The organism is Clostridium sp., assembly GCF_050717535.1.
Classification (GTDB): domain Bacteria; phylum Bacillota; class Clostridia; order Clostridiales; family Clostridiaceae; genus Clostridium_AD.
This window is the reverse complement of the sequence record NZ_JBOITM010000004.1, coordinates 22,005-43,714: the sequence shown is the minus strand read 5'-3', so window position 1 is coordinate 43,714 and position 21,710 is coordinate 22,005. Positions and strand designations below refer to the sequence as shown.

Genomic DNA, 21,710 nt, shown 5'->3' with positions numbered 1-21,710 from the left:
TTCCTAAATTCATTTACTTATGGTATATTTTTACTATTTAAATTAATAGAACATTAAGTTTTTAAATGCTTGTCCAACCGTGTTAAAAATAAAATAACTATTTATTAAATATGAAAATTTTTGTTTGTTATTATAAATTTATAAATATATGGGCTAATGAGATTAAATCAATAAATTTTATCTGCTTGCCTTAAATTACTTAACTTAATAGCACTTATATAATTGCATTCTTTCTAAGCATAAATTTAATGAAATCCTCCATAATATTTTCATGTTGTTTCTCAGTTCCAATTAACTCAATACCAATGCTAGTTAATTGAGAAACTCTAGCCTGTGTAATGTTACCAAGTTCGCTGGATATATCACTAAACTTAGAATTGCAGAGACTCCTCATTAATACAACTGCTAATGCTTTTGCACCTACAAGCTTTCTACTGTATTTTGTATGAAAATGAAACTCTAATATATTCATTTTTGATGCTATAAATTTCAGCACATCTTCGGATGTGAAATTTCGTTCAATTATTTTCCGACCACTTCTATATTCTGTTTTTTCATTTTTAAATTCAAGTTCTTCTTTTAATTTTTCATTGGTGCATCCCAAAATAAGGCTAATGTAATTTTTTCTTGCAATGTCAAGATTATTACCGAAAAAGCCCATAACAAATCCATAATCAATTATGTTGAAATGATCTCGTCTTTTACCTATATATATTCCTAAACTAGAAAAAGCATAGGTTTCAGGACAATCCTTAAATTTACCTATAGCTGTAGGATTATTATGTATATATAATGATACGGTCTTCAAGTATGAGTCATTATCAACTATTTTACTCTTGAATCTATCTTTAAAAAGATGTCCGTCCCTTTTATATTTTCTGTTAAAGTATGCTGCATAAGAACAATTTATTCCATGCATGACTTTTGATATGTCTGAGCCATTAGAATCAATCAATAAATGTACATGGTTATCCATAAGACAGTACCCGTAAACCCTAACATTATAGAGCTCTTTATATTTTTTCACAAGGGATAAATACTTTTCCTTATCTTCAGAATCCCTATATAAATTCACCTCACTGATACTTTTACACATAATATGATATATAGCATAAGCTGCTTTTAATCTTGCCATTCTTGCCATGAAAATCACTCCTATTCATTAGTTTTTATATAGATTATTCCCAATGAGAAGGGTAATATTCAAGGCATTAGTTCAATTAGTTGTTAACCGTCCCCAATTATTCTATAATTAAAGATGGTGAATCACAAAGGGGAGAATAAATATGAAAATAGATATAATAGTTTCTGCTGACGATATAAAGAAAGAAAAAATAGCAAATAAAACAGTGGTAGTAATAGATATGCTTAGGGCAACTAGTGTAATAACTACTGCAATGAATAATGGATGCAAAGGTGTTATTCCTGTTTTAACTGTAGAGGACGCATCTGAAATTGTGAGAAATAATAAAGAAGAGTTTATGCTTGGAGGAGAACGAAATGCGTTAAAAATAGAGGGGTTTAACTATTCAAATTCTCCATTAGAATACACTAGAGATACCATAGAAGGGAAAACACTTGTGATGACTACTACTAATGGTACTAAAGCTATAAAGGGCTGCACAGGGGCTAGTAACATCCTAATAGGTGCCATGCTAAATGCTAAGGCTATAGCAAAGAAAATATTAGAGTTAAATAATGATGTAGTAATAGTTAATGCAGGGACATATGGTGAATTTTCTATAGATGATTTTTTATGTAGTGGCTATATAATTCATTGTGTGTTAACAGAAATAGAGGCGGATCTTTCTGATATTGCTTTTACTTCTCATTATATTTATAAAAATAATGAAGATATCCACAGTTTTATAAAATACGCAAGTCACTATAAAAGAATTACAGAGCTAGGCCTTGGTGCGGATTTAGAATACTGCTGTAGAAAAGATATTATAGATAATGTTCCAGAATATAAGAATGGGATTATAAGTTAACAAAATTATGTAATGACAAAATATATAGTCTTAAACGCAATAAAAAAAGTATATATTACGTAAAATAAATTTTAGAATTACTTAGCGAAGTGAAAGCAGTTCTAGTAATATATACTTTTTTATTTTTAAACCACCTGGAATATATAAAATTTTAAGTAGTAAGATTCATCCGAATTCCATAATATTGGGTGATCAGCTGCTTGAGTTCTAAACTCTACTTGTCTAAGTGTTCGTTTAGCATCTAATGCTGCTTCAGCTATTGTATCTCTAAATAAATCAGGGTACATAAAGTGAGAACAAGAGCAAGTTACAAAATATCCGCCTGGCTTAACTAATTTAATACCACGTAGATTAATTTCTTTATATCCTCTTGTGGCACCATCTATAGTAGAACGTGATTTTGTAAATGCAGGTGGATCTAGGATTACAACGTCATATTGTCTTCCTTCTCTTGACCATTCTCGTAATACATCAAAAGCATTATGGGATTCAAATTTAACGATATCTGAAAGTCCGTTAAGCTGCGCATTTTTTCTAGAGCATTCTACTGCATAATCAGAAATATCTACTCCAAGTACACTTTTAGCTCCAGCTATACCTGCATTAAGTGCAAAAGAACCTGTGTGGGTAAAGCAATCTAAAACATCAGCACCTTTACATAATCTTTGGATAGCTGCTCTATTTTCCTTTTGATCTAGGAAAAATCCAGTCTTTTGACCATTTGCAATATCAACATGATATTTAACACCATTTTCAACAATTTGTATATCAGTATCAAAGGGTTCCGTTAAAAATCCTGTTGTTTGTTCCATGCCTTCAAGCACGCGAACTCTAGCATCGCTTCTTTCATATACACCCTTTGCATGATACTCATCTGTTAGTAGCTTAACAACTATATCTTTGTATTTATCTATACCTAATGCTAAAGATTGAATAACATAATAGTCTTCATATTTATCTATAATCATTCCTGGTACAAAATCCGCTTCTCCAAACAAAAATCTACAACTAGATGTATCTATAACTGTTTGCCTATATGTCCAAGCAGCACGAAGTCTTTTTCTGAAAAATTCTTCATCTATTTCTTCGTCAATATCTCTTGTCATTATTCTTATAGCAATTTTAGAAGCATCGTTTACGAATCCTTTGCCAATAAACTCTCCTCTAAAATTATATGCTTCTATTATATCTCCATTTTCATATTCACCATCAAAATTTTCAATTTCATTAGCATATATCCAAAGGTGACCGTTTTCGGCATTTCTGCCCTTACCTCTATATAAGTAAAATTTACAAGCCATACTTAATCCCTCCTGTACTTTTTAGGGTTGCAAAACAATATTTAATAAAAAATATCAAGTTATTTATCTATAGTAGTATACCACACTGTTTTAATTTGTAATATGAAATACATAAAATTCTTTTGACAAAAGTTCATTTATAAATTACACTTATATATGTGCGATTTTTAAATGCATACTGGAATTAAGGATATTTAGATAAAAATTGGATGAAATTTCTTTGATGGTAATCCATATATATAATGTCCAGTTATTAAAAATAAATAAGTGTATGAGTAGAAATACTTTTAAAATAGAAAAAATAATAAATATATAGAATTATACTATATTAAGGAGAAAAAACAAATGAGTAGATTAGTAGTAAAAAATATGAGTCATGGATTTGGCGATAGGTCAATATTCGAAGATGTATCTTTTAGATTGCTTAAAGGGGAACACATAGCCCTTATAGGAGCTAACGGAGAAGGTAAATCAACCTTTATGAATATTATTACAGGTAAGCTTATGCCGGATGAAGGTGACGTTGAATGGTCAAGTAACGTTAGATTTGGATATATGGATCAGCATACTGTTCTTGAAAAGGGAAAAACCATTAGAGAAATTTTAAGGGATGCTTTTAAATATCTGTTTGACCTAGAAGAGGAAATGATTAATGTAACGGAGAAAATGGGAGAAGCGACCCCTGAGGAACTAGAAAAGTTATTGGACAGAATGGGAACAATTCAAGATTTGCTTGATAATAATGGATTTTATGCTATTGATTCTAAGATAGATGAGGTAGCAGCAGGAATTGGACTTAAAGATGTTGGTCTTGAAAATGATGTCACAGATTTAAGTGGAGGACAAAGAACAAAGGTTCTTCTTGCAAAACTTTTATTAGAAGCTCCAGATGTCCTACTACTTGATGAGCCTACTAACTTTTTGGATGAGAATCATGTGGAGTGGCTTAAGAGATATCTTCAAAATTACGAAAGTGCATTTATCCTAATATCCCATGATATTGAATTCCTAAAAGATGCAGTTAATATAATATATCATGTGGAAAACAAAAAGTTAACTAGATATATTGGTTCTTATGAAGAGTTTTTGAGAGTCCATGATGCTAAAAGGCTTCAAATGGAAGCTGATTATGAAAGACAACAAAAGGAAATTAATAGACTTGAGGTATTTGTTGCTAAAAATAAAGCAAGAGCTTCTACTAGTGGTATGGCAAAATCAAGACAAAAGAAATTAGATAAAATTGATAGAATGGAAGTTACAAAAGATAAACCTAAACCACAATTTAATTTTAAAACTGCAAGAGCTTCAGGGAAGATAATATTTAGAACTGTGGATTTAGTCACTGGATATGACACCCCACTATCTAAGCCCTTAGATTTGTATATGGAACGAGGACAAAAAATTGCTTTAACTGGTGCTAATGGTGTTGGTAAAACAACACTGTTAAAGAGTCTTATGGGTGATATCAAAGCTGTTTCTGGTCATACAAACTTAGGAGATTATCAATATATAGGATATTATGAACAAGAAATAAAGGGAGTCAACCGCAATAATTGTATTGAAGAATTTTGGCAAGAGTTCCCTAGTTTCACTCAAGGCCAGGTAAGATCTGCACTTGCTAAGTGTGGACTTACGACAAAGCATATTGAAAGTAGAATTACAGTGCTTAGTGGTGGAGAGCAAGCAAAGGTAAGACTTGCGAAACTTCTAAATAGAGAAACTAATATATTAATTCTAGATGAACCTACCAATCATTTAGATGTAGATGCTAAAGAAGAGCTCAAGAGGGCATTAAAAGAATATACAGGAAGTATAATTATAGTTTGCCATGAGCCGGATTTCTATGAGGATGTAGTAACAGATGTATGGGACTGTGAGGAATGGACAACTAAAATAGTGTAACGATAACTAAATTTTAAGAGCATTATTTATAACAAATTGGTCGGATCTGATAGAAGACATACAATTAATTGTGTACATGGATGGACAAAAGCCTAGGATATATTTTTATAATATGTCCTAGGCTTTCTTTTATTTCATAGGGTAGAAAATATGAGAATCAATCAATATTTCTTCCTGATATAATTACATATCTTTTTCATTCTTATATTGTTCAATTTTCCATTTGCATTTCCAAACTATTTGTAATATTGTAAAACAAATTGCTGCAAGTAATGCTGTAAATATTCCAAGAATATAGGAACCAGTATTAATTGTTGCCAGAGCCTCTATAGTGAAACAAATCAATTCTATAACCAGAGCTACTTTGAAAAAGTTCTTAATCTTATTGTATTGAGTGATTTTTGATTCTATATCTGTATACATTTCAAAGGGACCATCCGATGCCATCTTTTGTAGATATACCCATCTCCACCATTGAGATATAACTTTTACTTCTGTATCCTCCATAAAAGCTGCATAATCACGTTTTTCCCCATTCCAGCTATCAAGCAAGTCTATTTGATAATTATATTCTCCGGGTTCACATTTTTCAAAAGTATAAAATCCAAGGAAGAATTTTTTGAATGCCCATCCATTTAAACACATTTTTTTCAACCAATCTTCTTCTTCGTCTTTGTCATAATATAGTTTGAATTTTAACATATAAACATATCCCCCTAATCATCCATCTTTTTTGCATTTCTTATAAGAACATTTAACCTTTTTACTTCGTTCTTGAACGTTTCTTTTCCTGTATTTGTAATAAGGTATTGCTTTTTTTTTCTGGATTCCTTATCCTCACTATAAAGAGTAATCCATCCTTTTGTAAGCATTGAATTAATAGCTCCGTATAATGTTCCTGGCCCTAAGATTACACTTTTACTTGTCATTTCGCCTACATCTTGAATAATACCATATCCATGATTTGGTGTGCGTGTGGCTAATAAGATGTAAAATAAGGCTTCTGTCAAAGGTGTACGATTTTCCAAATAGATCAACCTCCAATATATCGTGTGATGATATATTTAATATATCATCACACGATATATTTGTCAATGATATATTAAGAATAATGTTGCAAAAATTAGACATCATAAATAGTATAAATTACCCTAAAAAGAGCTAGAATAATTTCTAGCTCTTTTTAGGGTTTTAATAATATTTTACAGGGAAAGCTTCTCAGGTCTATAAGTGGGAGTTACATGCTGTAACAAAGAGAAAACTTCAGTGGGAGTCTAAATCTCCTTCTGAAGTCTTTAATATGCAGCTCCGCAGGAGATGATTTAATAGTATTTCTAGTTTAAAACTTGGAGGCCTAGGTCTAGTATATTAGCAAATAATGACAATGTATTAGTATTGGGAATAACATTATTTTTAACATCTAATAATTTTCCCAGACCATAATCAGTGCATATGCTGACAGTGGGGAAATTAATTTCACTCAAATCGCAAATAATATCATTTTCATTTAACTTTATTTTAGTTGACTCATTAATAGGTTCTAGTATGGTATAAAGTCTTGTAGAACTGTTATATCTTAGAACTTTTAGTATATCACTTATTAGTATATCGTAAGGTTTAACATTAATGTCATACTTTGAAGTGGTTGCAGCAATGTTATTTATAACAAAATAATAAATATTTCTTTTGTAGTTTACCTTATCCTTAAATTCTTGTAGTCTTTCTAAATTTAAATTTATATCTACTGTGATTTCATCACTTTCTAAAAGTTTAAAACAATCTTTTATGTAAGTTAATTCTTCTTTTTCATTAAGTTCTCTAGCTAAGATATCCATACAACTTTCATAAATATCTTCGAATGAGCTATAGGGTAAGGAATATTTTATATTTCCTAAAACAAGGTAAACTTTGAAAGAAGATTTATTACTATTTTTAGATGAATAATTGACCTCAACTAATAAAAGTTCATGGAGTAGTGATGTATCAAGTGTTATTTTCTCAATTCCATTACTTGATTGTAGAATGTAGTTATCATTAGTAGATAAGTTTTGTGTATGCTGATTTATTATATAAGTACTTTTAAAACCAGTCTCAGTAATTTCACCAACTCTTAATGAAGTTTTTAGGGGTAGTTTTTTTAAATTTATGTATGGTCTATTTAAACATAGGTTATTTTTAGATATTATTCTCATATTAAACTCCTTTAGTTCTAACAAGATTGTTAGCTTTATGTATAAATTATAACATAATTAGCATTCTAAAAAATAGAATACTTAATTTAATCACATGGAATTAGATATAAAATATTTACAACATTTCTAAATAGTTAAATTAAGGTAAATATATATTGACAATATCGAGTGTCGATAATATACTAAAACTATAGATATCGATACTCGATATTAAAGAGGTGATAAGAAGTGGCGAGAGAACAATTTCAAAATTTAACAGAACCAATGTATTACATCCTAATGTCTTTATTAAGGGAAATGTGTGGTGTAGATATTATGCAGGCTGTAGAAAAAATTTCCAAAGGCCGTGTAAAGGTTGGACCAGGTACCTTATATGCACTTCTTGGTAAATTTGAAAAAGAAAATATGATAATAGAGACAGAAGTAAAAGGGAGAAAAAGAAGCTATATAATCACTGAAAAGGGAAAAGGATTACTAATTGATGAGCATAGAAGGTTAATTTCTATGGTAGATGATGGATTATTGTATATGGAAAAATACCAAGGTAATTTAAAAGTAGAGAGAGGAGGGGGAAAGGGTGAGAAGTAAGGATACAAAGAGAACGTATGTTATATATTTACCCTATGAATGCTCTGCGATAGAAGAATATCTTGAGGAAATGGCAGAAAAGGGTTGGTTATTGCAATCTACAAAGAGAGGTTTCTTCAAATTCAAGAAGATAGAAGCAAGAAAAATAAAATACTCGGTGGATGTACTTGATAGGATTTCTGTTTTTGATCATAACGATAGTGATATAGCTTTAGAATATAGGGAATATTGCGAGAAGGCAGGATCGACTTATATATGTGAGGATGGCGCTACTCAAATCTTTTACACTGATAGTGATAGTGAAATTGTGTCTATTCATACTGATGAAGGGGAAAAATTTAAAGTTGTTTATAAATCTTCAATAAAGATTATATACACTCAAATGATTTTAATTATCTTATTTATCATTAGCATGTATCTGCAATTAACAGATAATACAGAAGCATTAGCAAGTAATATAGGTATATTCACATTAGGCTTGCTGTTTTCTATTATATTGATGAATTGTATACAAGTTATCAATTTTTATATTTGGGTTGTAAAAGCGAAAGGTCAGTTAAAGATAAACCAGCAAATGCCATATAATAGCTATAAGCAGTTAAAGAAAAAAAGTATACTAATTAGAACGTATAACATAATATTGATCATTATATTTTTAATATCATTAATTTTGGATAGTACTGGGAGTAGAAAACTTAATATTCCTTTGGCACTTATAATGCTGATCCCTATAATAATATTAAGCAATGTTAAAAAGTTCACTGACAAAAAAGATTATACAAAAGCTAGTAATAGGGGAATATATATTGGGAGCGCAATAGTTTTACTATTAGTTGTACCTAATCTTATCAGTGCGTTTGGAACCATTAATAATGACAAGCAAAGTAAATTGCCAGCGCAGAAAGTAAGCTTAACAATCATGGACTTTGGATATAATAAAAATGAAAATAAAAATTGGCATATTGAGTTTGATGAAAGTATATTAGCTAAAAGGACAAAATACACCTATGATAGCGGATATGATTCATTTGAATACACTATTTTTGAAAGTAAGTATCCTGTGTTAATTAAATTGCAAGAAAATAGCTTGGTAAGTAGATATAAAAAATATATGAAATATAAACGTGAGAAAACTAGTTTACCTAGTAACATTAGAGCTTATGTGGGTGGTATCTCGGGTAACTTTTATATATTAGCATCAGAGGACAAAGTCGTTTTTATCGTAAAAGGTACTAATATAAGTAAAGATAAATTTCTAAATATAGTATATAAAAAGCTATTTCAACAATGATATAGGTGCTTTTTACTTATTATGTAGCTGTTATAATCTTAAAAATTGGGTTGCTTAAAAATCATAATATTATCAATATTTAATTCTTTGTTAAACAATCTTCTAAAAATTTTTTCCACATGCAATAAGCCGTTTGTCACCTTTAATTAATTTAGTTTTATCTATTCCTACTTTTACTTTTATTTTTTTCATATAAAATCAACCTCACTTTATACGCATTAGATATATTATTATTATATCCTAATATATGTAAAATTATTCCTTGAAATTTATATGTTAAAAAATAAATATTGTAAATAACCTAAAGTAAATAGATTAAAATTAGAGATAAATTTAAATTAGAAATAGATTTAAATTAGTAATAAATGGAATTGGATAAAGTTAATTCCCAAATGTAATATAAAATGTTTTTAGCATTGATTTTTGTTATTAATTTCATAGCATTATAATCTGCATATTGAGCAAAATAGTAAAGTGATACTAGAATTAAATATTTTATTTAATGGAGGTATAAATGCTATGGGAGAAAAAAAGGATCCATCTTGTTCAAGCCAACAAGAAAAGGAGAAAAAGGTAAATAATTTAGGGACTAAACACAATAAAAAGACACATAAAAAAGACTGATATTAGATTGTTTTTAAAGGGCATACATTGTATAAAATATATGCCCTTTGCTACTCTTATGAGATTATATCATCTTGATTGTTAATGGTATCATCCTGGGTAAGTATTTTTTCTTTTTTTATCCATCCCTTGTTATTAATATTAGTCTGGGATTTCAGAGATATTTCATACCATGAAATATCAAAGATCTCAGCAGAATCTTGAATTTCTACAGTGATATTTTTTGCAAAGTTAGAGATAACTGGTGAATTTTCTATAGGGCTTAGATATAGACTACAAATTTCTTTTGTAGTACCTGTTTTAAAAAGTGGAACTTTATATTTTATTATAATAGGTCCCTGCGTACTTTGAGCGCTTGCAATTTTTGATTTGAATTCTCTGTTTTGTCTAGAAACAACCTTTAGTTGAGTTTTCTGAGTTGATAGTTTTTGATTCATTAGAGTGTAATATACACCAAAAGCTATCAAAACAACTGAAAATAGAAAAATAAGCAATAGTATCTCTCCCTTAAAATTACTTATTAAAACAATGATTTATGATGTTATAGAGTTTAACTCAAAAGTTTGTGCATATATTATATTTATGCTTAGTATATACTATTCTATATAAGACAAAAAAATTCATATAAAAAAACTCATGTGTAATCATGAGTTTTAAATGGCTGGAGTTAATTCACGATATTCAATTATATACATATCTGCATGACTCGTAATATCTTCCCTTTGTTCTTTGGAAAAATCATCATATACACCGACCACCTTCATTCCAGCAGACTTTGCACCTTTAACTGCAGGTAGTATATCTTCAAATACTACACATTCTTCTGGCTTTACACCTAATTTTTCAGCAGCAAGTAAATATACATCAGGAAAGTTTTTACCTCTAGATACTTCACTAGTGAGAGTTATGCTGTCAAAATAATGGTATATATCATTAGCCTTAAGCACAGCTTCTAATAATGGCTTACTATTGCTTGTAGCCAGTCCTATTTTTATATTTGAAGTTTTAAGTGAGGATAAAAATTCAACTACGCCAGGTTTTAATTTTACATTGTTAAGATACTCCACATAGGCAAAATCTATCCATTCTTTTTTAATTTCTTCTATAGTGTCTAATATACCAAAATTGGTTCTGAAATATTCTGCTGTGTCATCAAAGCTAAGATGCTCTATTTGGGTTTTTAGATCTTTCGGTAAAGCCATATTTCTATTTTTAAAATAATCTTCGTCTATTTTACCCCAAACCCACATAGAGTCGACAAGAGTACCATCTAAATCGAAAATTGCAGCTTTAATATTTGTTAGCATTAAATCACCTCTTATATAATTATAGTATTATGGAATACAGTTGAATTTAAAATTTCGTAAGTAGCTTTATTTAACAACAGCTACCACAGTTTGTCTGCGGTAGCTATTGTTATTTGTTTTCATTTATATTAAAAGAACCTATAAGTTAGTAATGAACAGGTAATTCCTAGAAAAGCGCCCACCATGACATCTGTAGGGTAATGAACCCCTATATACATTCTAGAGATGCCTACACAACAGGCTAATGGTATAGTTATAAATCCGAAAATAGGGAAATATAAAGCTATTATCACAGCTAATGAAAACGCGCCAATAGTATGTCCAGACGGGAAAGAGTATTTATCTATACCTATTTTTTTAATATTTAAATTTGGAATATCTATAAAAGGCCTTAATCTAGTCACAGTTATTTTAAGAAGTTTACCAATACCAGTACTAATTGTTATAGAAATCATAGCACGGGTAGCCATGACATGAAGCGCGGTAGTGCTTAATAAAAAAGCTAAAGTGCAGAAAACAAACATAAATGGAAAAGAGCCTAAGTAAGTCATAGCTGGCATTATAGTATCTAAAAACCTACACTTCCAAGAATTATTAATAATTCTAAGAAGGTTAATGTCTCTATGGTTTATATATTCAAATAATGCTTTCATAAAACCCTCCCTTGGACCCGAAAAATATTTATTCTAATTACTAAATATTGTATCATATCTTAGTCAGTAATTACATTGTAAAATATTAACTAAAATTATTTGCGGAATATTTTAGTTTTATTTTTACCTTAATGACAGGATCTAACTAGGACTTTAAAAACCCCATTATAGTATTTATTCACAATAAAAAAAGAGTTGTCGTTAAACAACTCTTTTTGGTCGGGGTGACAGGGATTGAACCTGCGACCTCATGGTCCCAAACCACGCGCGCTCCCAGCTGCGCTACACCCCGACGACTTCTTTATTATATAATAGGAAACGATAAATGTCAACAATATTTGCAATGATTTTTTCAAATGTAAGAAATATAGGATTTGTATGCTATGTTTTTTTCTTGAGTCTTTAACATTGGCATATGCTTTTGTAGGATTAATTATATAAAAGCATAGAGCAGTTTTTCATAGAACATTCTATGAGAAACTGCTCTATGCTTATTTTTTAGCATCTTTTTCTTTATCTCCAACACCTCTAGTAGGTACAGTAGACATAATGAAACCAACAAGTATAGACACAAGAGCAGGAGCTACTATGTTGATATATACTATATACCTTGTTTTGTATAAAACTAGAGCAGTAAGGGAAGTGACTAGTGCACTAGCTACAAAAATAATAATTACAAATTTTGCGAAAGAACTCATGAATTTTTCGTATAACCTATGACGAGTAGGTCCACTTATAACACTTCTAAATAGAAAATAAGAAGAGAAAATTATAATAATATCTACTATAGCCGAAATTAAAAAATTTTTCATGGTTTTTATGGTTAGATACTGGTGATTTTGACTATGAGAGGAATGCCATAATCATTCAAATCCAACCTACCTCCTTTTTATATTTTAAAATAATAGTTTTCAAACAAGTTAGTCATGGTGTAGTTGATGTTTAGTGTTACCAAATATTAATATTTTTACGCAATATATTTATAAAAACTGAAACTAAATTATATAAATAAAGTATTCACATAAGTAGAGTATTTTAACGGTGTTAAATTATGTGATTTTAAAAATTAGTTTCTAATATAACAATGAATTGTCAAATGAAATAAAAAAGAATAAACTATGCTTAATAGAAGAAACAAAAGAATATAGTTTAGTTATGGGCAACGAAAAAAAACCTCATGAGGAAAATCTAAATGTGAATTAAAAAAAAATAATAGGGGGAGAGTAGTGAAAAATGAGTAAGATAACGAGAACTTTAGAAAAGCAAAGGAAATATTTCGATTCTGGAGCCACGAGGGATTTGGATTTTCGGATAGAAAAATTGTGTGCTCTAAAAAAGTCTATTAAAAATAACGAGAAACAAATAGTGGAGGCTCTATGGGTTGATTTGCATAAATCTGAATTTGAAGCCTATGCTACTGAAATTGGAATAATTTTAGAGGAGATAAATTTTGCTATAAAGCATTTAAAGTCTTGGGCAAAAACTAAAAAAGTAAGAACTCCATTAACAAATTTTTTATCTTCAAGTTATATTTATTCAGAGCCTTATGGGGTTAGTTTAATTATTTCGCCTTGGAATTATCCGTTCCAACTATTAATATCACCATTAATTGGATCCATAGCTGCTGGTAATTGTGCTATGTTAAAACCTTCTGAGAATGCTCCAAAGACTACTGGAGTCATTATAAAAATCATTGAAGAAAGCTTTTCTCAGGAGTTCATTTGTGTGGTTGAAGCATACGGCGGTAAGGAATCTTCAGAGGCACTATTAAAAGAGAGCTTTGATTACATATTTTTCACAGGTAGTGTTCCTGTTGGTAAAATAGTGATGGAGGCTGCATCTAAACATCTTACTCCGGTAACCTTAGAACTGGGTGGAAAAAGTCCATGCATAGTGGATAAAGACGCTGATATAAAGCTAGCAGCCAAAAGAATAGCTTGGGGGAAGTTTATAAATGCAGGACAAACTTGTGTTGCTCCGGACTATATATTAGTACACAAAAGTGTTAAAGAAAAACTTATAACCGAAATGGTGGGATACATTAAGGAGTTTTTTGGAGAACATCCAGAAAAGAGCAATGATTTTCCAAGGATTATAAATGAAAGGCAGTTTGATAGGCTACTAGGATTATTAGGTGGTGGCAAAATTGTAACTGGGGGGGAATATGATAGAGCAGAAAAATATATTGCGCCAACTATTATTGATAATATAACTTGGAATGATCCTATTATGCTAGATGAGATATTTGGTCCTATTTTGCCAATTTTAGAATTTGATGATTTAGGGCAGGTTATAGAAATGGTTAATTCAAGACCTAAACCCCTAGCATTATATTTCTTCTCTAATAATAAGAAACACCAAGAATGGATAATAGATAGGATTTCTTATGGTGGAGGATGCATAAATGATACAATTATGCATGTAGCATCGCCATATTTACCTTTTGGGGGAGTAGGTGCTAGTGGCATGAATGCTTATCATGGAAGAGGAAGCTACGATGTTTTTTCTCATAAAAAAAGTGTAACAAAAAAGAGTAATAGTATAGATGTTAAAATAAGATATGCACCATATAATGATAAGATTAAATTATTAAAGAAACTTATGAAATAACATAAAATATAAGCCCTGCATTTTGCAAGGCTTATGGTTTTATTTAAGTTTATCTAATATTTTTTTAAATTCCTCTATAGGCTGTGCACCAACTATTGAGTAACTATCATTTATTATAAAAGTAGGAGTACTATTAATATCCATGCTGTGTGCATCATTAGTACTATTATTTAAAATAGTTTCAAAGTTCCTGTTTTTAACAGCATCAATAAGTTCCTCTTTATTTAGGCCCGAATCTTTAGCTAAATCGCCAAGTACATTTAGATCTCCTATATCCTTTGAATCTCTAAAGTAAGCATCCATTAATGAAGAATGATACTCTTTTAACTTTCCGTGAGACCGAGCAAATTCTGCAGCTTCTAAAGCATTATGGGAGTTAGGCATTCTTTCTAATCTTCCAAAGTTAATTCCATAAAGAGAACCTGAGCGATTAAGGTTTTTTAGCATACCATCTAAATTAGATTTGCTGAATTTTTTGGTAAGGCTTACACCGCTTACAGGAGTTTCGGGGTGTATTTCTAGTCCTAACCATTCCACATCAAGGTCATATTCACTTTCTAGCTTCTCGACAATACCTTTGCCGACATAACAGAAGGGTCAAATATAGTCGGAGAAAATTTTAATTTTTATACTCATAATAATACCTCCAAATTTTTTTATAATATAAATGTACACATTAATTACTATTATTTATTTATTTATATATTATAGTTGTATCAATAACTATTTTGAAGTAATAAAAATTATTTTTGCATATGTAATTTAAAGGTAAGATAAGAAGATGGGAATTAAGGGATATTAAAATAAATATGATATAATATATTGTAATAAAGGTAATAAAACAATTATATTGAATCTTTTATTGGAGGCATCTATGATTTATGAAAAAAGCAACCTAAAAGTAGTTAGTGATTTTGAAGTAAGACAAATACAAAAGGATGAGTATAACCGTGATTTAATAATTCCAATAGATGGTAGTTGCGTAAATTTATATTTATACAATGCTCCTAAATATATGGTTTCTAGGGTGCAATTTCCATCAGTTAAAAGTATACTTATTAGATTTTGTACTATAGAAGATAGTAATATATGTACGGTACACTTTTTAAATGACAGTGGGATTCATTCCGCTATGACAAACTTTGAAATGGATTATAGTATGTCATACATAGAAGTGAAAGCAAGAGAATTTTTTGTGGATATGAAAATCATTGAGAAAAAAATATGACAACAATCTTAGGAGGAAAACATGAAAGAAATTAAATTTAGTAAAGTAACAAAAAAGATAGCTATGAAGCAAGGTGCATTTAGCATTTTAATGAGCCTTACATTATTAATTGGAGTCGCGGGATCTTTTGCACGCGGAAGAACTGCGATTGCACAAATTTTCTTAATGGTTACAGTTGTATCTATAGGCTTTTCAATATCTTTTATTTTAAAACTTAGAAGACTGGAAAATTTAAATTATTTGATATTTCAAAAGGATAGATTTGAACTTAATAGTAATTTTGCGCCAAAGGGTAAAGTTATTCTGTTTAATGATATAAGTAAAGTTGAAATAACAAAGAAATACATAGCAATAAAAGTAGATAAAAGACCATATAATATCCCTTTACAAAATATTGAGCCTGAAAATAGAAAAGAAGTAGAAAAATTTTTCATGAAATATAATAGAAAATAAGAATGTAATATAGATAGTAATACCCTCATATCCACATATTAGTTTAAAAATATGAGTTTTATCTTTTGATAACTGAACCATGCACACACGTGATTTCAATCGTGAGTTAATGGTTCTTTTTTGAAAGATCATAAGAAGATTAAATAAACTTATATAGAAACATATGAAAGGCAAAGTCGTTATATTATTATTGCTAGAAAGGAAGTGAACATTTAGTGAGCTTTGGGTGTTTAACATTTCTCACTAAAGAGAATTTATGCATATAATAGAATATACTTCTGATGATTTTAAAAAATATAGTAAAATAATCAATACATTAATTATTCCAATAGGATCAGTGGAGGCACATGGACATCATTTGCCCTTAGGTAAAGATAATTATTCACAAATGAGACTTTAGCTGTTTTATATTACAAGGAAGAGCTTGTGAAAATGGGAAAAGCAATGCGAAATCCTAATAAGCAACTCATACCTGTAAGATTTATGGATAGGGGAAAAACTATTTTCCAAGATGCACTTACTGGAGATGCTACATTGGCAACAGTGGAAAAGGGAGAGAGAATCTTTAAATTATTAGAAGGCAAAATAATACAGAGAATTGAAACAATGCAGCAGGGTAAGTATTATTACAAGTAAAACCATACTAGGAAGCATTGTATTATAATATATAATCCACATGAAATAGAATTTAATATATTAATGCATAGTAGGAGGATACTCATGGGGGGGAAGGCAAAAATACTAATATTAGGGACCTATAATTTTGAAAATTTTGGACAGAATCTGATTAACCTTGAAATGGGAGATATTACTACTGATAAAAAGCAAGATGAAATTAAAGAAGTTGTGCAAATACTATCTCAATTTAAGCCAAATAAAATTGCAGTGGAATTAAATAAGGGGAAAGAAAAGGAGTTAAATGAGGTTTATTCAAGGTATTTCCAAAATAATTCCTATTTGTATAATGAAACAGTAAGTTATAGGAGTGAGATCGTTCAATTAGGGTTTAGACTAGGAAAAATGTTTAATCATAGTAAAATTTATCCTATAGATTATCCAGTAGACTTACCAGAGGAGTTATTTGAATATGTTGAAAAGAATTTACCACAGCTTTATGAGAAGTTTATGATGATAATAAAGGAATATGGGATAATAGAAAAAGAGTTCATAAAAAATAACACAGTTAGAGAAATTCTAAGGTATCTTAATGATCCAAAGCGAATTTCTAATGAGCATAGTAATTTATATTTACATTTAGCTCAGGTAAAGTCAGTAGATACTTATTACGGAGTAGACATGCTTACCCAGTGGTATAGAAGAAATTTATATATTTTAGGGAACCTACAAAGTATAGCTGAACCGGGAGATAGAATATTAGTTGTTTATGGGGCAGGTCATTGCAAAGTGCTTCAAAACCTTGTACGAGAGTATAATAAATTTGAATTGATAGATATTTTGAAATATTTGTAAAGTAAAAAACAGCAAGTCTCCTAAAAGGTAAGCTTGCTGTTTTTACGATTTTTAATATTAGCTATATTTCAATTGTAAGGTTTATTAAGCACCTTCATTCAAGAATTTATATTGAGACATATAAAGATCATAATATAGTCCTTTTAAATCGATAAGTTCATCATGAGTTCCAACTTCTACTATTCTTCCATCATCTATAACCATTATCTTATCACAATCTCTTATAGTTGACAGTCTGTGTGCTATTACAAAGGAAGTTCTATTAAATAGGAGCTTTTTAATGCCCTTTTGTACAAGCCTTTCTGTGGTGGTATCAATATTTGAAGTAGCTTCATCTAATATTAATATTCTTGGATTGGCCAAGAGTGCACGAGCAAATGATATAAGTTGCCTTTGTCCAACCGAAAGTCTAGAGCCTCTTTCATTTACCTCAGTGGCATAACCATTATCTAACTTCATGATAAAAGAATCCGCGTTAACTGCAACAGCGCAGGCTATTACTTCCTGATCTGAGGCATCTAATTTTCCATAACGAATATTTTCCATAATAGTAGTAGAAAAAAGAAAAGTATCTTGAAGCATTATACCCATTTGACTTCTAAGGGATTCAATATCAACATGAGACACATTTTTACCATCTACTAAAACCTCTCCGCTATCAGCATCGTAAAATCTACTGATTAAGTTTATTATGGTAGTTTTACCAGCCCCAGTAGGTCCTACTAAAGCAACAGTTTCGCCTGCTTTTATTTTAAAGCTCACATTATTTAATACGGAAACATCATTATCATAGCTAAAAACTACATTTTTGAATTCCACATCGCCTTTTATTTTAGGCATTTTTAAAGCCTTATCAATAGATATAATATCTGGCTTTATATCAAGTATTTCAAAGATTCTTTCCGCAGAAGAAAAGTTTGTTATTAATGTATTGTAAAAATTACTGATGTTCATAATAGGTCTCCAAAACATTGAAATATATGCAGTGAAGGCAACTAGTTCGCCAATAGTTAAGGCTTTTGATTTTATAAGAGGCACACTATACCAGTATACGAGTAGACTTCCAACCCCCCAAGATAATTCCACCATGGGCCAAAATAAATCATTTAACCTAACAGCTTTCAAAAAGGAATTCATCATATCGCTAACATAGGTTACAAAGGTTTTAGAGGTTTTGTCTTCAGTGGCAAAAGATTGAACTATCCTTATACCAGAGAAATCTTCATGGGTAAAGGCGTTAAGATTAGACCGTTTAGCTCTATATATTTGCCAACGCTTTCTGGAAAATATTTCTATAGAAAAAAGACAGATAACTAGCACTGGTAAAAATGAGATAGAAATTAGGGCTAATTTAATATTCATAGAGAACATAATAATTGTTACAAACACAAGAGTTAAAATTTCGGGGATAAAGCTAGTGACGCTATTATCAAAGAGATCTTGCAGAGAGTTTACGTCTCCAATAACTCTTGCAAGTATTTTGCCAACGGGTCTATTATCAAAAAAAGTAAAGGATAATTTCTGAATATGAGTATACAATTCTTGTCTTATATTCAGCAGGGCAGAGTTAGTAACTGATGCCATAATATTAATGCGTGCTCTAGAGGCAATCAGTGATATTATATTGAAAACTAACATAAATCCAGCAATTTGTATAAGTCCTGGTATATTAGAAGTTACTATATATTTGTCTATGGCGAGCTTTAAAATATATGGGTTTAGTAGAGAGCATACCATTACGAGTATCATAAGTAGAATAACTAAAACCACTTTAAATTTAAAAGGCTTTAGATAACTAAATATCCTTATTATTAATTTTCTCTTTGAAGTTTCCTCAAACTGTTCATCTTGCTGCGTTGAATTTCTAGCCATTATACTACCACCCCTTCTAGGTCCATAAAGTCTGTAAATTGTTGATTGTACACATCATAGTATTGTCCTCTTTTTTCAAGGAGAGTCTGGTGATTTCCGATTTCTACCACACGACCATTCTCGAGGAATAATATTATATCCGCATTTTTGACTGCAGAAATTCTATGTGCAATTATAAAAGTAGTTTGTTTATTATTTCTATTATGAAGATTTTTAAGGAGATTGTATTCAGTGTCCATATCTAGGGCTGAAGTGGCATCGTCTAGTATTAAAATACTAGAATCTTTAACTAGAGCTCTTGCAATAGAAAGTCTTTGTTTTTGGCCACCGGAAAGTCCTAGTCCTCTTTCTCCAATAATTGTGTCATATCCATCAGGCAGGCTATCTAAAAATTCATCCACACAAGCGTCTGAGCAAGCTTTTTTTATTTCCAAAGAGGAGGCTTCAAGTTTTCCAAAACGGATATTCTCGTAAATGCTCTCTGAAAATAAGAAGGTATCTTGAGCAACTACAGCCATAATAGACCTCAAATCATGGAGGCGTATATCACGTACATCATTTCCATCTACAGTAATTGAGCCTTTGGAAATATCATAATATCTACCTATAAGATTTACAAGAGAGCTTTTGCCAGAACCAGTTGTTCCCATTATTGCCACAGTGCTTCCAGCGGGTATATCTAAATTAATATTTTCCAATATATAATTTTCATTATATTTAAAAGAAACATTTTCAAACTTTATGGCACCTTTGATTAAAGGCATATGCAATGCATCATCTTTATCTTTAATTTCCGGTTCCACGTCCATTATGTCAAAGATTTTTTTAGCAGAAGTATTTGCTTGAGTTATAATATTTGTAAGCCAACCTATCATTCTCATAGGCCAAATTAGCATCCATACATATTGGCTAAAAGCTACTAATTCACCAATAGATAGGCTTTCACCAATTACCATCACCCCACCAACACATACTACAGCTAGAACAGACATGTTACATAAGAATTCTATCATAGGGAAATGTTTGCTCCATATTTTAGTTTGTTTCATATTAAGATCATAATTTGTTCTGTTATGGTTTAAAAATTTTAAGCTTTCATGCCTTTCTCTAGCAAAGGCTTTTACAAGCCGTACACCAGCAATGTTTTCTTGGGCTGTTGTGTTCAAAACCGCATTATGGTCACTTATGGCGCCATAAGCCTTCCCAACCTCATTTTCAAGCTTCATTGCTATATAGCCAATAAGAGGCATGGTTATAAGAGTTACCAGTGCAAGCTTCCAGTTCATGCGAAAGATTAGCACAGAGGCAGCTAAAAAATAGATTATCTGTTCTATAGCAAGGCCTATTCCAAAAGCGATAGACCGCCATACGTTATCTACGTCAGAACCCATTCTTGACATAAGCTCACCAGTGTTCATGCTATCAAAATATTTAAAAGGCAAACTTTGAATATGATCAAATAGATCTGTTTTTAAATCTATGCTCACTCTAGAGGATAAATAATCTAAGCTGTATTCTCTAATATAGCCAAGTATTGACCGAGTAAGAGTAATTCCAGCAAGTGATATCAACACAAAGTTTAGAAGATTATATTCACTATTTCGTAGAACCTTATCAATCATAATTTTTACTAAATAAGGATTAAACATATCTAGTGCTATGCTAATTAACATTGCAATAGTAGCTATAATAATAAGGAGTTTGTATTTTGTAACATATTTCAAAATTCGTTTCATAAAAATGTCGCCTCCTTGAATGGTGGTTATAGTTTTAGTTTTTATATGTTAAGAAATAGAATTTAATCTATTTCTTAAAATAATTTTATAAGTTTTAATACTAAATTATAATAATCAGTATCGCAATATAAAAGATTATATGCGTTTATATAATATTACATAATAATACAAGGCATTGTTCAAGCAATTATTGCATAAATATAGTGGCTTTCGCCGATAACGACTGAGTAGATCTCTGTTTTTAAAGAATGCAAACCCCATAGTGATTCCTCCTAAATTAGATTTTGATTTTGTTAAATTTTTAGATTTGTACATTGTAATTCCTCCCTTTATTTGTTTTTAATATTTATAATTAATCACTTATGTGATTAGTTAACATAAAAAAGCCATGGAAATATCCATGGCTTAAAAATCATTAATCTTATGCTACGTCAATATGTTAGCATAATAAATTAATTCATATAAAAAGGTCATGGGCACATAGCCCATGAC

21 protein-coding genes, 1 tRNA gene and 1 pseudogene are annotated in these 21,710 nt (G+C 30.2%); 10 read left to right on the top strand and 13 right to left on the bottom strand.

The window, feature by feature from the left end:
- Window positions 1–214 precede the first annotated feature (214 nt).
- A complete protein-coding gene (locus tag ACREVU_RS01090) occupies window positions 215–1,144 on the bottom strand; it encodes a transposase (RefSeq protein ID WP_431549790.1) in 930 nt (309 codons plus the stop codon).
- A 142-nt stretch (window positions 1,145–1,286) separates the two neighbouring features.
- Between ACREVU_RS01090 and ACREVU_RS01085 the strand changes: the two genes are divergently transcribed.
- A complete protein-coding gene (locus ACREVU_RS01085) occupies window positions 1,287–1,991 on the top strand; it encodes a 2-phosphosulfolactate phosphatase family protein (RefSeq protein ID WP_431549789.1) in 705 nt (234 codons plus the stop codon).
- A 125-nt stretch (window positions 1,992–2,116) separates the two neighbouring features.
- Here ACREVU_RS01085 and ACREVU_RS01080 read toward each other — a convergent pair whose 3' ends face one another.
- Complete coding sequence (locus ACREVU_RS01080) at window positions 2,117–3,292, bottom strand: class I SAM-dependent rRNA methyltransferase (RefSeq protein WP_431549788.1); 1,176 nt, start codon at window positions 3,290–3,292, stop codon at window positions 2,117–2,119.
- Between the two features lie 345 nt (window positions 3,293–3,637).
- On the opposite strand from ACREVU_RS01080, the gene abc-f reads away from it, so the two are divergent.
- Window positions 3,638–5,194, top strand: coding sequence for a ribosomal protection-like ABC-F family protein (gene abc-f / locus ACREVU_RS01075; RefSeq protein ID WP_431549787.1), 1,557 nt, complete (start codon window positions 3,638–3,640; stop codon window positions 5,192–5,194).
- A 183-nt stretch (window positions 5,195–5,377) separates the two neighbouring features.
- On the opposite strand, the gene ACREVU_RS01070 is transcribed toward abc-f, so the two are convergent.
- From ACREVU_RS01070 to ACREVU_RS01060, 3 genes are all read right to left on the bottom strand, one after another.
- On the bottom strand, window positions 5,378–5,896 hold the full coding sequence (locus ACREVU_RS01070) for a DUF2812 domain-containing protein (RefSeq protein WP_431549786.1): 519 nt from the start codon (window positions 5,894–5,896) through the stop codon (window positions 5,378–5,380).
- A gap of 14 nt (window positions 5,897–5,910) precedes the next feature.
- On the bottom strand, window positions 5,911–6,222 hold the full coding sequence (locus ACREVU_RS01065) for a PadR family transcriptional regulator (RefSeq protein WP_431549785.1): 312 nt from the start codon (window positions 6,220–6,222) through the stop codon (window positions 5,911–5,913).
- 306 nt (window positions 6,223–6,528) lie between these two features.
- On the bottom strand, window positions 6,529–7,386 hold the full coding sequence (locus ACREVU_RS01060; protein ID WP_431549784.1) for a hypothetical protein: 858 nt from the start codon (window positions 7,384–7,386) through the stop codon (window positions 6,529–6,531).
- Window positions 7,387–7,614: 228 nt separating this feature from the next.
- On the opposite strand from ACREVU_RS01060, the gene ACREVU_RS01055 reads away from it, so the two are divergent.
- Complete coding sequence (locus tag ACREVU_RS01055; RefSeq protein WP_431549783.1) at window positions 7,615–7,974, top strand: PadR family transcriptional regulator; 360 nt, start codon at window positions 7,615–7,617, stop codon at window positions 7,972–7,974.
- A complete protein-coding gene (locus ACREVU_RS01050; RefSeq protein ID WP_431549782.1) occupies window positions 7,964–9,265 on the top strand; it encodes a DUF2812 domain-containing protein in 1,302 nt (433 codons plus the stop codon). The genes ACREVU_RS01055 and ACREVU_RS01050 overlap by 11 nt, the downstream gene beginning before the upstream one ends.
- A gap of 680 nt (window positions 9,266–9,945) precedes the next feature.
- On the opposite strand, the gene ACREVU_RS01045 is transcribed toward ACREVU_RS01050, so the two are convergent.
- The 5 genes from ACREVU_RS01045 to ACREVU_RS01025 all read right to left on the bottom strand — a co-directional run bounded on the left by ACREVU_RS01045 (window position 9,946) and on the right by ACREVU_RS01025 (window position 12,661).
- Window positions 9,946–10,383, bottom strand: a complete 438-nt coding sequence (locus ACREVU_RS01045) for a hypothetical protein (protein WP_431549781.1) — start codon at window positions 10,381–10,383, stop codon at window positions 9,946–9,948.
- A gap of 159 nt (window positions 10,384–10,542) precedes the next feature.
- Window positions 10,543–11,196, bottom strand: coding sequence for an HAD family hydrolase (locus ACREVU_RS01040; RefSeq protein WP_431549780.1), 654 nt, complete (start codon window positions 11,194–11,196; stop codon window positions 10,543–10,545).
- A gap of 128 nt (window positions 11,197–11,324) precedes the next feature.
- Window positions 11,325–11,849 (bottom strand): phosphatase PAP2 family protein, encoded by a 525-nt coding sequence (locus tag ACREVU_RS01035; RefSeq protein WP_431549779.1) that lies wholly within the window; start codon window positions 11,847–11,849, stop codon window positions 11,325–11,327.
- Between the two features lie 216 nt (window positions 11,850–12,065).
- Window positions 12,066–12,141 (bottom strand) — tRNA-Pro (locus tag ACREVU_RS01030).
- Between the two features lie 199 nt (window positions 12,142–12,340).
- Entirely contained in the window at window positions 12,341–12,661 is a 321-nt protein-coding gene (locus ACREVU_RS01025; RefSeq protein WP_431549778.1) for a hypothetical protein, read from the bottom strand.
- Window positions 12,662–13,082: 421 nt separating this feature from the next.
- Between ACREVU_RS01025 and ACREVU_RS01020 the strand changes: the two genes are divergently transcribed.
- Complete coding sequence (locus ACREVU_RS01020; RefSeq protein WP_431549777.1) at window positions 13,083–14,459, top strand: aldehyde dehydrogenase; 1,377 nt, start codon at window positions 13,083–13,085, stop codon at window positions 14,457–14,459.
- A 39-nt stretch (window positions 14,460–14,498) separates the two neighbouring features.
- Here the strand turns inward: ACREVU_RS01020 and ACREVU_RS01015 are convergent.
- Window positions 14,499–15,044: pseudogene (locus ACREVU_RS01015) on the bottom strand (DsbA family oxidoreductase); the annotation flags it as partial.
- 289 nt (window positions 15,045–15,333) lie between these two features.
- Between ACREVU_RS01015 and ACREVU_RS01010 the strand changes: the two are divergent.
- From ACREVU_RS01010 to ACREVU_RS00990, 5 genes are all read left to right on the top strand, one after another.
- Window positions 15,334–15,687 (top strand): hypothetical protein, encoded by a 354-nt coding sequence (locus ACREVU_RS01010; protein ID WP_431549776.1) that lies wholly within the window; start codon window positions 15,334–15,336, stop codon window positions 15,685–15,687.
- A gap of 21 nt (window positions 15,688–15,708) precedes the next feature.
- Window positions 15,709–16,140: a hypothetical protein gene (locus tag ACREVU_RS01005; protein ID WP_431549775.1), complete on the top strand. Its 432-nt coding sequence runs from the start codon at window positions 15,709–15,711 to the stop codon at window positions 16,138–16,140.
- Window positions 16,141–16,396: 256 nt separating this feature from the next.
- A complete protein-coding gene (locus tag ACREVU_RS01000; protein ID WP_431549774.1) occupies window positions 16,397–16,540 on the top strand; it encodes a creatininase family protein in 144 nt (47 codons plus the stop codon).
- 32 nt (window positions 16,541–16,572) lie between these two features.
- Entirely contained in the window at window positions 16,573–16,776 is a 204-nt protein-coding gene (locus ACREVU_RS00995; RefSeq protein ID WP_431549773.1) for a hypothetical protein, read from the top strand.
- An 84-nt stretch (window positions 16,777–16,860) separates the two neighbouring features.
- Window positions 16,861–17,610 carry a DUF5694 domain-containing protein gene (locus tag ACREVU_RS00990; RefSeq protein WP_431549772.1) on the top strand — a complete coding sequence of 250 codons (750 nt, stop codon included), beginning with the start codon at window positions 16,861–16,863 and terminating at the stop codon, window positions 17,608–17,610.
- 84 nt (window positions 17,611–17,694) lie between these two features.
- Here ACREVU_RS00990 and ACREVU_RS00985 read toward each other — a convergent pair whose 3' ends face one another.
- Together ACREVU_RS00985 and ACREVU_RS00980 are read right to left on the bottom strand one after the other, a co-directional pair.
- Complete coding sequence (locus ACREVU_RS00985; RefSeq protein WP_431549771.1) at window positions 17,695–19,482, bottom strand: ABC transporter ATP-binding protein; 1,788 nt, start codon at window positions 19,480–19,482, stop codon at window positions 17,695–17,697.
- Window positions 19,482–21,218, bottom strand: coding sequence for an ABC transporter ATP-binding protein (locus ACREVU_RS00980; RefSeq protein WP_431549770.1), 1,737 nt, complete (start codon window positions 21,216–21,218; stop codon window positions 19,482–19,484). The genes ACREVU_RS00985 and ACREVU_RS00980 overlap by 1 nt, the downstream gene beginning before the upstream one ends.
- Window positions 21,219–21,710: the final 492 nt, after the last annotated feature.